Genomic DNA, 13,225 nt, shown 5'->3' on the forward strand with positions numbered 1-13,225 from the left:
CCATATACTCATTCAATTATTAAGCCCATAAATCAAAAATCCTTTAAACGGTTATCCTTTCATGAAAAACATCCATACAATAAAATATATCAATGTTTTATGGATATATCTCCACGGGTATATGAATGATCATCCAATCAACAGATGATTTCAATTTCAATTTTCACAAATCGTATTTTAACACTACTTTTGTAGAGAAGAATAAATCATTTTCTTCTTGAATACAAAGCATTTCTGTAAATGGCCAAAAAAAATAAGACGGAAAAAACTCCGAAAACAAAACAAAAAGGAAAAATAGCCCGTTTCTTCAATGATGAACGCTTCAAAATGATCCTGGCATTTTTATTCATTGGCGCCGGCATCTTAATGTTGGTGGCATTTGTATCGTATTTCTTCACATGGAAAGATGACCAAAGCTTTAATGAATGGTCACAGGTATTTTCAGGTTCAAAAGTAAAGGTAGAGAATTGGGCCGGAAAAATAGGAGCAAGATTATCCAATGGATTAATAAACAATGGATTTGGTATTTCTGCTTTTCTGATCCCTTTAGTATTCCTGGTCATTGGATTCCGCCTGCTGAAAATAAAATTATTGCCATTAGGATGGACCATTAAAACTTCCATAGTAGCACTAGTCCTTTTCTCACTGGTTTTCGGATTTGTTTTCGGCGATACCGGAGGATTTCTCGGAAGCGGGCTGGGAGGAACACATGGTTATTACATGGCCAATTGGTTCAAATCATTATTAGGTACTTTTGGTACAGGTATCTTGCTTATCCTGCTCGTATTTGCATTTTTTACATTTACTTTCGCCGGGTTTTTCGGCTGGTTCACTAAAACAGTATCATCAGTTAAGGTTCCCAAAATTCCTAAAAAAGAAAAACCAACTACTCCTATTTATTCCGATACTGATGATTTTTTTGAAGAAGAGGAAGAGATCATCAGTAATACAGGAAATGAAAAAGAAGATGTCAGGGTAGATTTTCAAATTGACGACAAGAAAAACGACACTGAAGACAAGACATTGGAAGATCTGCTGGATGAAGACATTGAATTGACCATTGAAGCACAGGCAACCAATGATGTACCGGTGAATACCAATGAAGCGACACCTTACGTAATGGATGACCTGGCTGCACTGGGAGAATATGACCCGACACTGGATCTGTCCAATTACCAGATGCCTTCCCTTGAGCTGTTAAAAGACCACAAATCGGAAAATTCTGTAGTCAGTAATGATGAATTGATCAATAATAAGAACAGGATTGTCGAAACACTGGCCAACTACAAAATACAGATCGACAAGATAAAAGCCACTATCGGGCCTACGGTTACCTTATACGAAATAGTCCCTGCACCCGGTGTACGTATTTCGAAAATTAAAAACCTGGAAGACGATATCGCTTTAAGTCTGGCCGCTTTGGGGATTCGTATCATTGCTCCCATGCCCGGCAAGGGAACCATTGGAATTGAAGTACCGAACCTGAATCCTGAAATCGTTTCCATGCGTTCCATCATTGCATCACGGAGATTCCAGGATGCCACAATGGAATTACCGATTGCATTAGGAAAAACAATTTCCAACGAAACATTCGTTTTTGATCTGACACGAATGCCCCATCTATTGGTGGCAGGATCGACAGGACAAGGAAAATCGGTCGGTTTGAATGCGATTATTGCTTCGATTTTATATAAAAAACATCCTTCGCAGGTAAAACTGGTCATGGTAGATCCAAAATCAGTAGAATTTTCTCCTTACGAAAAAATTGAACGTCATTACCTCGCCAAGCTTCCCGACTCTGAAGAAGCCATTATCACCGACACGCAAAAGGTGATCTATACCATTAATTCCCTGTGTATTGAAATGGATACCCGTTACAGTTTACTAAAAGATGCACAGGTACGGAACATAAAAGAATACAACACCAAATTTATCGCCCGTAAGCTAAACCCGAATTTAGGCCATCGTTTCCTGCCTTATATTGTCCTGATCATTGATGAATATGCCGATTTGATGATGACGGCCGGTAAAGAAATAGAAATGCCGATCGCACGGCTGGCGCAAAAAGCAAGGGCGGCAGGTATTCATTTGATCATTGCTACACAACGTCCGACCACCAATATTATTACCGGTGTGATCAAAGCCAACTTCCCGGCGCGTATCGCATTCAGGGTCATATCACAAATCGATTCACGGACCATACTTGACGGACCCGGAGCCAATCAGCTGATCGGCCGTGGGGACCTTCTCTTTACATCAGGAGGAGATGTCACACGTGTACAGTGTGCTTTTATTGATACGCCTGAAATTGAAGACATCACTCAATTCATAGGTGAACAGCAGGGATATCCAGCAGCTTTTGCCCTGCCCGAATATTCGCCGGAAGAAAATAACGATACCAAAGATGTCGACCTCGGCAAACGCGACGAACTGTTTGATGATGCTGCCCGTCTGGTGGTCATCCATCAACAGGGATCCACTTCTTTGATACAGAGAAAATTCTCTATCGGATACAATCGTGCCGGCCGTATCATGGATCAGCTGGAAGCTGCCGGGATCGTAGGACCTAATGAAGGAAGCAAAGCACGAAGGGTATTATTTACAGATGATGCATCCCTGGAAAATTATTTAAACAGGCTGGCAAAAGGGGAAGATGATCCCTTCTAAACGAACCTAAATCTAAAATGTTACTCATGAGCAAGCCTATCAGATCATTGTCAGCACTGGTAACAGGATCCATACTTCTTTCATCTTGTGGCGCCGAAAAAAAAGACGAACAGCCCAATATTATTGTTGTCCTTGTAGATGATATGGGTTGGTCGGATCTCGGATGTTACGGAGGGGATGTTCATACACCTAATATCGACCGGCTGGCGAATAACGGATTACGTTTTACGCAGATGTACAATGCCGGACGCAGTTGTCCCACGCGTGCCAGCCTGCTAACCGGATTATATCAACATCAGGCGGGTATCGGACGAATGACTTTTAACCAACATCTTCCGGGCTATATCGGTTCGCTAAGCGATCATTCCGTCACCATTGCCGAAGTATTAAAAGAAGCAGGTTATAACACCGGAATGGTTGGTAAATGGCATGTATCGGAAACCCCTCTGAAAGAAGACCAGCGTGAATGGCTGGCCCATCAACGTGATCATTCTGACTACATAGCACCATCACAATATCCTACGCAAAAGGGATTCGACTATTATTACGGCGTCCTCTACGGTGTGGTCAACTATTTTGACCCTTTCAGCCTCGTATATGGTACTGAACCGGTAAAAGAGGTTCCTGAAAACTACTATATTACCGATGCACTCAGTGACAGTGCTGTTTCCTATGTAAACAGGTGTGCCGGCGACGATAAACCGTTCTTCCTTTACCTGGCACATACTGCCCCTCACTGGCCATTACACGCCCTGCCCGAAGACATTGAAAAATATAAAGAAAAATATACTCCCGGATGGGAAGAGGTTCGTAACGCCCGTTATGAACGGATCAAAAAAATGGGCCTGATCGACCAAAAGAATGAATTTCTTTCGGAAAGAATGCCTAAAGGAAACTGGAATGAAAATCAAAACGCTGATTGGGATGCTTATGCCATGGCCGTCCATGCCGCTATGATCGACAGGGTCGACCAGGGGATAGGAAGATTGATAAAAACGCTGGAAGATAACGGACAACTGGAGAATACACTGATCCTCTTTATGAGTGATAATGGCTGCAGTCCGGAATTATGCCAGAACTATACGCCGGGTGAAAATGACCGTCCCGATATGATGCGGAACGGAGAACCCATCATTTATCCCCGCCACAAAGAAATACTCCCCGGTACGGAAAATACATTCGCTTCCTTAGGCCGGCATTGGGCAAATGTAGCCAATACTCCATTCCGTTTCTGGAAAGCAAAAATGTTTGAAGGTGGTATCTGCACACCGTTTATTGCTCATTATCCCAAAGGTATTCAATTACCAAAGAATTCCATTGTTCATGAAAGAGGTCATGTAATGGATATCATGGCTACAGCTGTTGAACTTGGTAATGCCCGGTATCCTGTTTCCTACCATGGAAATGACATTATACCCCTTGAAGGGAAAAGCTTACTTCCTATATTCAAAAACGGGAAAAGAGAAGGCCATGAATATCTTGGGTTCGAACATTTCGGGGAAAGGGCATTTATGTGGAAAGAATGGAAACTGGTAGCACCCGACGGACAGCCATGGCAACTCTATAATTTAAAAGAAGACAGGACGGAAATATACAATGTAGCAGAAGAACATCCCGATGTGGTTGCCCGGCTTGACGAAGCATATCATGCCTGGGCAAAACGCACGATGGTCATTCCGGCACCCAATTGATGAAATGGTCATTTTGCCGGAACCACAGATCTTTATTATCTTGCATTGATTAATTTTTAATATCACTTAAATAATAACAATATGAATAAATTATACTTTTTCCTTCCGGTCTTATTATTCATGGCATGTAATAATACGGCACAAAAACCAGCAAAAGAAAATTCTTCTGAAATGAAACCAGTGAAAGAAAAAACATTCGATGAACTATTCCAACAAGTCCAGCCAACTGAATTAACCGGTAATGTATTCAAGTTGGTAGGTCAGGATTTCACAGTGATCACCGCCGGAAAAGAATCTGATTTTAATTCGATGACTGCCAGTTATGGCGGCTGGGGACAGCTTTTCGATCTATCTTCTACCTGGTGCTTTTTAAGGGCCAACAGGTATACATTGGAATACATTAAAAAAGAACAAAGTTATACCATGACTTATTTTGAGGATAAATATAAAGACCAGGTATTATATTTTGGCAGCAAATCAGGGCGCGACAGCGATAAGATGAAGAATAACCCTTTCACCTACGTAAAAACACCCTCAGGAAATATTACCTACAAAGAAGCCAAATTAGTCATTGAATGTAAACTGATGGAGATAACCACAGTAAATCCTTCAGATTTCTATCTCGATAAAGGAAAAAAATTTGTTGAAGAAGCTTATGAAGAAGCCAAAGAATACCACAAACTGGTATTCGGAGAAATAACTCATGTCTGGGTAAAAAAGTAAGTCCTTTTTTCATCTACAAAAAAGAGAGTATCCGTTAATAGGTACTCTCTTTTTTGTAGATGAAAAAATTATTATTCTTCCATCATGGATTTTAAAGGAAGCATCACAAAAAAGCGTGTCCCGTTCTGCTCATCACTTTCAAAGTCTACTTTTCCTCCGAGATACTGTTCCACCAATAATTTCATACTATAAGTACCAATTCCCCGATCCGTTCCTTTTGTAGAGAAAGAACGTTGAAAAACACGGCTTTTTACATGTTCAGGCATTGCAGTAGCATTCTTTACCCAAAAAGTAACTGAATCCTCATTCACATCATATCCGATGTGTACTGGAATGTTATCCGGAGTTGCTTCCAAAGCATTTTTCAACATATTGAGTAAAGAGCGTTGCAGTAGGGCAGTATCTGTCCTTAACGATACATCAGGAAACGGCGGTTTCATCAATATTTCTTTGTTCTGCAGGTTTATGTTGAATTTTACAAGCTGCGTAGCATTATATATCATATCATAAGCCCTCACTTTTTCCACGTTCATAGACAAAGTATTTGATTCCGCATTCAACAACTGACGATAAGAAACAATTTCATCATTAATCGAATTACTCACCATTCCTAAAATATCGGTAAGTTTTCCCAGTTGTCCCTGCTTGTCAGCCCGTTTGATCAATACGCTCAATCCTTGTAGATTGGTGGTTTTATTGGTCAGATCATGCAGGAATGTATTTTCCAGTATTTCTTTACGTTTTTTGGAACTGATATCTGTTAAAGTAATGATGGTATATCGATCTTCATTACTGAGATAAAAAGGAGTACACGCAATCTGGAATTCAAACGAAATACGGTTGGAGTTGATCACAGAAGTAATACAGCATTCGCCTACATAAGGTTCGCCGGTTTCCTGGCATTTCACAATACTATTTACAGCACCGCAATACCGGCATTCTTTAGCTGTACCGCATCCGCCGGGCATCTTGTGAGCATTGATACAATATACCAGTTCTCCCGGACGTAGGCCCAATGCCTGCTCCATATTTTCAAGTCCCAATAAAGACATTAATGCCCCGTTTGCGTAAATGATCTGTCGGTTTGAGTTAATAATAGCCCCCAAACACGGCATTGCATCAATTATTTGTTGTGATGGGCCAATATTATTGATATGATCATGTTGTTTTAATATGGTCTCTATGATACTACGTTCTGCTGATGCAAAATATGTTTCCATAATATAATTATCTAAAAAATTATTTTCTTCACCCCTAAAATGAATGTACTCTATTTATACGATAATAAATATAAAACGTTATCCCCTGATTTTACTTGTAAAAATAACTATTTCCTTATATCCTGAATCCGGATACCGTTGATACGTATCTCTTCATCATTTTTATAAGTAATGGTCAAAAATAAACTCCCGTTTTCATAATATTTTTTCCAATTTCTTTCCCTACGTCCCATCACATAATATTGCTCCTCCTTAAGTGTACCATCCGGATAATAGAATTCATGCCGTCCGTCGGGATTTCCCTGAATAAAATTACCCCTATGGTATAATTTACCATCCTCATAATAAGTTTTCCATACGCCATCTTTCAGGCCAAAAACATAATTACCTTCTTCACGTACATCCCCAACATTAATCATCCACTCGCCTTCTCTTTCTCCTTCAACATATTCACCTTTTGCAGCAACAGTCGCACTATCGGAATATTGAACGGACATTCCGTTAAGTTTTCCCTTTTCATAAGTTTCCTGGCGAAAAACAGTTCCATTTTTATACAACCATTTCCATTCGCCTTCCATCACACCATTCCTAAACTGCCCTGTTTGTTCTGATTTTCCGTCAACAGAATAAAACGTCCACTCACCGTTTTGTCTGTCATTCAGGTAATTTCCCCTGGAACGTAATGCTCCGGTTTCAAAATAATTACTCCACAAACCCTCACGTTTTTCATTTTCATTGACAGGACCTTCCGCAGTACGTCTTCCACTTTCGTTATAACGTACAGCCTTTTCAGGTGTACCGTCGGGCCGGTAAAATATGTGCATACCAATAGGAACAGTATCAAGGTATATTCCTTTTTGCTTAAAAGTTACACTATCAGCGTAGTATGTGATAACTTCTATCGCTTCTATTTTCGTTTGAATTCCTTCTTCTATGATCCTGCCTTCGCGGTAGGTTCTTTCATTGATCAGCCTCCCCTTTTCCGAAAACATTTTTGTAGTACCATCCGGTACACCGTCTTTATAGATACCTTCCTCCTTTACCGTACCATCATCATAAAAAGTTCTCCAGATACCCGTCTTCTCCTCTTTTTCATTCATCCTGTTGATGAATTCCCGGGAAATCATATAATCATTATGGTATTCAAACATGGTAATGACCATTCCGTTTTTATCAAATTCCTTTGCAGCACCTTGTTTTTTACCATTTTTGTAGTTGATCAGCCTCCTTATTTCACCATCGGGGTAATAATAAAAAGCTTTTCCTTCCCGTTTATCGTCCAGATAAAGCTCTTTGGATTTCAGATAACGGGTAGTGACTTTATTTTTCTCGGTAACTGTTTCATAAGTATAATAATAACCACTTTTTTTACCTAACTGATAATTGATGATCTCAAGTGTGTCACCCATTTCGGTATAAAAAACCCAGGTACTGTCCAGTAACGTGTTGATCCGGTTGCCTTCGGATTTCAACACTCCTGTAACATAATAAGTTTTCCAGTAACCATCCGGCTGGCCGTTTTTCATAGCTCCTTCACTTGAGACTTTCCCGTTCGGATAATAAAACTGATTGTACCCGTTTGGATTTACCTGTGTATTGGTCTGCGAATGAAGCACCGGATAATAGACAGAACCTATGAGTAATAAACCAATAATATTTCGCAAATAACCGACCATTTAACACTTCTACAATGAGGAATTAAACTGCTAAGTTAATAAGAATTGTCGAAAATTAGGGTTAAATCAATCCTAATTTCGCAGATATTTCAATCATACGACGGATAGGTTTTTCAGCTCTTTCACATATTTTTCCATCAAGAGTTATCTCATGTTCCTCATTGAGCAAACAATCATATATCTTCCGGAGCGTGATCATTTTCATGTACCGGCAATTGTTACATGCACATGTAGAATCTTCGGGAGGAGCAGGAATAAAGAGTTTATCAGGACTTTCTTTCTGCATTTGGTGCAAAATGCCCGACTCGGTGGCAACAATATATTCTTTACCTGTATCTTTTTTGGAGAACTGAAGCAGATCTGAAGTGGAACCGATATGATCCGCAACCATCAGGACAGGTTTCTTGCATTCAGGATGTGCAAGTACCTTTGCTGCGGGATGTGCTTTTTTCAATTCAAGTATTTTTTCCAGTGAAAATTCTTCATGAACATGACAGGCACCATCCCAAATTACCATCTCTCTTTTGGTAATGCTGTTGATATAATTACCCAGATTCCGGTCGGGGGCAAAAATGATTTTTTCATCTTTGGGAAGGGAGTTGACAATTTGTACTGCATTGGAAGAAGTACAGGCAATATCGGTATAAGCTTTTACTGCAGCGGTAGTATTCACATATGAAATCACCGTGTGGTCCGGATATTTTTCAACAAAAGCTTTAAATTGATCGGCAGGACAGGAATCAGCCAGGGAACACCCGGCATTGGGATCAGGGATCAGTACCTTTTTCGACGGATTAAGGATTTTCGCAGTCTCTGCCATGAAATGTACCCCTGCCAACACAATGATATCGGCTTCAGTAGTCAGGGCTTTTTGCGCCAAAGCAAGGCTATCACCTATAAAATCGGCAATATCCTGGACTTCAGGTTCCTGATAATAATGAGCCATAATTACAGCATTTTTTTGATCCTGTAATTGTTTTATCTGCTGAATCAACCTTTCTTTATTCATTTGAATAAAATATAAAAAAATGTTCCTGACAAAAATAAGGATATTCACATATTGATTAAAATATAATTATAATATTCTTATTCTTTAATTAAATATAGTAGTAATAATACATGGTTAATTGTGTGGATAAAAATATCGGGAAATATTGTAAAAAACGTTGTTAAAAACCTATTGACAGTTTATTAACAATAAAATTTTGCGGATAATTTTGGTCGACAAATAATTAGCTATACATACCAACAGTTGTCAACAACGGTTTTCCACAGGAGGTTGTTCATTCTTTTTGTGGGAAAATGGTGAAACAAAATGTTGGTATATCGGCGAAAAAAATCAATAAAATGATTTTGATTTTTTGTAAGGATGATTATACAGGATGGGTTTTGAATAAAGCAAATAGTTCTTTCACTTTTTTTCATCTAAAAATGAACAATTCATCAACATTGTTTTTAACCGGAATACTCTTGCCCCTTTTTGTTATCTTTGCTTGAAAAAAGATACAAAATGAGGTTAAAATATCATCTTGCTTTTGTGTTGCTTTGCATTTGTCTGTGGGAACTACCTGCAAAAATTGGGCCTTTGATTCCACAACCGGCAGAGGTGATACAAGGTACGGATACCTTTGTTTTTACCCAGGATACGAGGATCATGCTTAAAGATCCGGAAATCAGGGCAGCATGCGATCTTTTTTTGGAAATGTTTCGTCGCAGCACCGGGTTGAATATCGGTTACGCTTCTTCGGGGAGTTCATTGATCACGGTAGATATCGATCCCGGGATGATCCATCCTGAAGCGTATCACATAAAGGTGACAGAACATGATGTATCCATCAAGGCCAAAACCCCCGCAGGCGTTTTCTACGCATTTCAAACCATCCGACAGCTACTTCCGCCTGAGGTGGAAAGTTTGACCGTGATGGACTGTGACTGGAAAATCCCGGGAGTTGAAATAAAAGATATTCCCCGGTTCCGTTATCGCGGATTGTTACTGGATGTAGCCCGTCATTTTTTTCCTGTTAGTTTTCTGAAAAGATACATCGACCTGATGGCTATGTACAAATATAATTATTTACACTTGCACCTGACCGATGATCAGGGTTGGCGTATCGAAATACCTGCTTATCCCCGTCTACAGACTATAAGCGCATGGCGCAATGAAACCCTGATCGGACATTTGGACGATCGACCCCGCAGGTATGACGGGATCCGTTACGGCGGCTATTACAAACAATCCGAACTTAAGGAACTGGTCCGGTATGCAGCGGAACGGTATATCACCATTATTCCTGAAATAGATATGCCGGGACATGCTACTGCAGTATTGGCTGCCTATCCGGAACTATCCTGCTCCGGAGGACATTATGAAGTAGCCAGGGAATGGGGGGTACTTAAAAATATATATTGTCCCAAGGAAGAAACCTTTTTATTCCTGGAGAAAGTACTTACCGAAGTAATGGATATATTTCCCGGGGAATATATTCATCTTGGCGGGGATGAAGCAGTTAAAGAGCAATGGGAACAATCCGAATATTGCCGGAATCTGAAAATGCAACATCATCTGCAGACAGATGAACAGTTGCAGATCTGGTTCATGCAACGGATGACGAACTTTGTGAACAGCAAGGGCCGCAAGGTCATCGGATGGGATGAGATCATGGACGGAGGAGAAATTCCGGGAACCACGGTTATGTCATGGCGGGGAGAAGAAGGAGGGGTAAAAGCCGCCCGGAAAGGACACGATGCCATCATGACCCCGCACAAGTATTGTTATCTTGATTATTACCAATGGAGGAACCGTGATGAAGAACCTCTAGCTATCGGAGGATATACTCCTTTAAGTAAAGTGTATATGTATGATCCGGTACCTGCTCAGCTGAACGGTGAACAGGCGGGACATATTCTGGGCGCACAGGGAAACCTGTTTACGGAGTATATTGCTGATGAAAGGCATGCCGAATATATGGCTTTTCCCAGGGTATGTGCCCTCAGTGAAGTAGTCTGGTCGCCTTTATCCGGTAAATCGTATGATGATTTCCTGGTCCGTTTGCGGGAACATAGCAAACGGTTGGATATATTGGGTGTTCATTTTGCACGGCATTTTTTAGGTCAACAAAGGTGAAAACAACCACAGCCATTGTTATTTTGAATTGGAACGGATGTCATTTCCTGAAGAGGTTTCTTCCGGGGGTAGAAGAATATTCCCAGTTACCGGGTGTTTCCTTATTTGTAGCCGATAACGCATCTACGGATGATTCTTTGCAATATTTACAGGAGAACCATCCGGAGACAGGGGTTTTGATGCTGGATCAAAATTACGGGTTTGCCGAAGGATATAACCGTGCTTTGCAGCAGATTGAAGCCGATTATTATGTGTTGCTCAACTCGGATGTCGCCGTCACTGAAGGATGGTTGGCGCCATTGATCCGGATGATGCAGCAAAAGGAAAACATAGCAGCTTGTATGCCTAAAGTATGCTCGGAAGCTTCTCGCATGAGTTTTGAATATGCCGGAGCAGCAGGTGGATTCATGGATCGATACGGGTATACTTTCTGCCGCGGGCGGTTGTTTGATACGGTGGAGGAGGACAGAGGCCAGTATGATAGCGAGTCGGAAATTTTCTGGGCAACAGGTGCCTGTTGTATGGTCAGGGCATCCCTTTTTCATCAGGCAGGCGGGTTTGACGGTCAGTTTTTTGCCCATATGGAAGAAATAGATCTTTGCTGGCGGTTAAAAAATGCAGGTTATACTATCTGGTACACTCCTGAATCAACAGTATATCACGTAGGAGGAGGAATGTTGCCCCAAAGCTCTCCATTCAAGACTTACCTGAATTACCGGAATAATCTGCTGATGATGTATAAGAATCTTCCAGCTAAACAACGTAGAAAAATATTGTTTACCCGTAAGGCACTGGATATAGTGTCCGGTTTATACGGATTGCTTCAGGGAAATACGGCAATCATCCGGGCTGTGTGGAAAGCACATCGATCTTACCGGAAGATGAAACGTTCTTATAAGGGGATGGCTTTTCCCCGGATTTTTCCATCCGGAGTATACCAAAAGAGTATTGTTTATCAGTATTTTATTAAAAAGGTAAAACACTTTGACCTTCTTCCTCCAAAATGAGGATATTTGAAGGTAGTGAAGTGATACATTAAATAATATAAGTAATTGTTCAAAATTATATCATCCATATATGGAATCATTTTTTACCCTTCTTTTTCTTGATAAAAAGAAGCAAAAATCAAGGCTTGCTTCCTCAGCGACCAGCCACTGCATGCTACGGGACGCCGGAAGCTGTCTGAGCCGTCAGGCGAGTTCTTCCGGCTTGCCCCTTCACTTTGCAGGACTGGTGCCCGCTTCCGGAAGGTCAGGCCCTCCTGGTGTAACACCTCTGTATGAGCAGGAGAACAGAAAATATAATAATATGAACTAATTATGAACATCTACTTAAAACAATTAATATCATATTTGCAGAACGCAATCCATTTGATTAATGTGACTTAAAAAAACAATAAATAGCACTGAGTGCTTAACTTAATAGATATGACACAAGTAGAAAAACCGAACCCGCAGATTGAAGAGAGCTGGCTGGCGACGTTGGCCGGTGAATTCGAGCAACCTTATTTTTTTGATTTAAAGTCTTTTCTGGTAGAAGAAAAGCGGCAATTTGCTGTTTATCCTCCCGGGCCACTGATATTCAATGCTTTTTCCCATACGCCTTTTCAGCAGGTAAAAGTAGTTATTCTGGGTCAGGATCCCTATCATGGTAAGGGCCAGGCGCATGGCCTCAGTTTTTCCGTTCCTGACGGGGTAAAGCCGCCGCCTTCACTGGTCAACATTTATAAAGAAATACAGAATGATCTGGGTATTTCTCCTTCTTCATCGGGAAATCTGGAACAATGGGCGGATCAGGGAGTATTCCTGTTGAATGCCACATTAACGGTACGTGCATCTACAGCCGGATCCCATCAGAACAAAGGCTGGGAACTTTTTACCGATCAGGTGATCAGGACACTGTCCGACCAACGGGAGCATCTGGTATTCATGTTGTGGGGCAATTATGCAAGGGCCAAGAAAAGCCTGATCAATCCTCAAAAGCATCTGATCCTTGAAGCCCCGCACCCGTCGCCGTTTTCGGTGCATAACGGATTTTTCGGCTGTAAACATTTTTCGAAAGCCAATGAATACCTGAAACAAAACGGGATAGAACCCATTGACTGGAGCATTCAGTAAATCATCA

General features: G+C 40.9%; 10 protein-coding genes. 7 read left to right on the plus strand and 3 right to left on the minus strand.

The genetic code is table 11. The features are described from left to right. The first annotated feature begins 240 nt into the window (after positions 1-240). The 3 genes from LBQ60_10530 (at position 241) to LBQ60_10540 (ending at position 5,081) form a co-directional block, all read left to right on the plus strand. Complete coding sequence (locus LBQ60_10530) at positions 241-2,667, plus strand: DNA translocase FtsK (protein MDR2038345.1); 2,427 nt, start codon at positions 241-243, stop codon at positions 2,665-2,667. A gap of 26 nt (positions 2,668-2,693) precedes the next feature. After that, positions 2,694-4,358: an arylsulfatase gene (locus tag LBQ60_10535; GenBank protein MDR2038346.1), complete on the plus strand. Its 1,665-nt coding sequence runs from the start codon at positions 2,694-2,696 to the stop codon at positions 4,356-4,358. Between the two features lie 81 nt (positions 4,359-4,439). Continuing rightward, positions 4,440-5,081 carry a flavin reductase family protein gene (locus LBQ60_10540; protein ID MDR2038347.1) on the plus strand — a complete coding sequence of 214 codons (642 nt, stop codon included), beginning with the start codon at positions 4,440-4,442 and terminating at the stop codon, positions 5,079-5,081. 71 nt (positions 5,082-5,152) lie between these two features. On the opposite strand, the gene LBQ60_10545 is transcribed toward LBQ60_10540, so the two are convergent. The 3 genes from LBQ60_10545 to nadA all read right to left on the minus strand — a co-directional run bounded on the left by LBQ60_10545 (position 5,153) and on the right by nadA (position 8,986). Continuing rightward, a complete protein-coding gene (locus LBQ60_10545) occupies positions 5,153-6,301 on the minus strand; it encodes a GHKL domain-containing protein (protein ID MDR2038348.1) in 1,149 nt (382 codons plus the stop codon). Positions 6,302-6,408: 107 nt separating this feature from the next. Then, a complete protein-coding gene (locus tag LBQ60_10550; GenBank protein MDR2038349.1) occupies positions 6,409-7,965 on the minus strand; it encodes a hypothetical protein in 1,557 nt (518 codons plus the stop codon). Between the two features lie 73 nt (positions 7,966-8,038). Beyond that, positions 8,039-8,986: a quinolinate synthase NadA gene (nadA, locus tag LBQ60_10555; protein MDR2038350.1), complete on the minus strand. Its 948-nt coding sequence runs from the start codon at positions 8,984-8,986 to the stop codon at positions 8,039-8,041. A gap of 501 nt (positions 8,987-9,487) precedes the next feature. On the opposite strand from nadA, the gene LBQ60_10560 reads away from it, so the two are divergent. The 4 genes from LBQ60_10560 to ung all read left to right on the plus strand — a co-directional run bounded on the left by LBQ60_10560 (position 9,488) and on the right by ung (position 13,218). Next, entirely contained in the window at positions 9,488-11,101 is a 1,614-nt protein-coding gene (locus LBQ60_10560; protein MDR2038351.1) for a beta-N-acetylhexosaminidase, read from the plus strand. After that, the gene (locus LBQ60_10565) at positions 11,098-12,108 is read left to right on the plus strand and encodes a glycosyltransferase family 2 protein (GenBank protein ID MDR2038352.1); all 1,011 of its coding nucleotides are present in this window, start codon (positions 11,098-11,100) and stop codon (positions 12,106-12,108) included. The genes LBQ60_10560 and LBQ60_10565 overlap by 4 nt, the downstream gene beginning before the upstream one ends. Before the next feature lie 70 nt (positions 12,109-12,178). Next, positions 12,179-12,418 (plus strand): hypothetical protein, encoded by a 240-nt coding sequence (locus LBQ60_10570; GenBank protein MDR2038353.1) that lies wholly within the window; start codon positions 12,179-12,181, stop codon positions 12,416-12,418. A gap of 110 nt (positions 12,419-12,528) precedes the next feature. After that, positions 12,529-13,218, plus strand: a complete 690-nt coding sequence (gene ung, locus LBQ60_10575) for a uracil-DNA glycosylase (GenBank protein ID MDR2038354.1) — start codon at positions 12,529-12,531, stop codon at positions 13,216-13,218. Positions 13,219-13,225: the final 7 nt, after the last annotated feature.

The organism is Bacteroidales bacterium, assembly GCA_031275285.1.
Classification (GTDB): Bacteria; Bacteroidota; Bacteroidia; order Bacteroidales; family UBA4181; genus JAIRLS01.

Bases quoted from the DNA above. Each gene is read 5' to 3' on its own strand.
- LBQ60_10530 (MDR2038345.1), top strand. From the start codon at position 241: ATGGCCAAAAAAAATAAGACGGAAAAAACTCCGAAAACAAAACAAAAA.
- LBQ60_10535 (MDR2038346.1), top strand. From the start codon at position 2,694: ATGAGCAAGCCTATCAGATCATTGTCAGCACTGGTAACAGGATCCATA.
- LBQ60_10540 (MDR2038347.1), top strand. From the start codon at position 4,440: ATGAATAAATTATACTTTTTCCTTCCGGTCTTATTATTCATGGCATGT.
- LBQ60_10545 (MDR2038348.1), bottom strand. From the start codon at position 6,301: ATGGAAACATATTTTGCATCAGCAGAACGTAGTATCATAGAGACCATA.
- nadA (MDR2038350.1), bottom strand. From the start codon at position 8,986: ATGAATAAAGAAAGGTTGATTCAGCAGATAAAACAATTACAGGATCAA.
- LBQ60_10560 (MDR2038351.1), top strand. From the start codon at position 9,488: ATGAGGTTAAAATATCATCTTGCTTTTGTGTTGCTTTGCATTTGTCTG.
- LBQ60_10570 (MDR2038353.1), top strand. From the start codon at position 12,179: ATGGAATCATTTTTTACCCTTCTTTTTCTTGATAAAAAGAAGCAAAAA.
- ung (MDR2038354.1), top strand. From the start codon at position 12,529: ATGACACAAGTAGAAAAACCGAACCCGCAGATTGAAGAGAGCTGGCTG.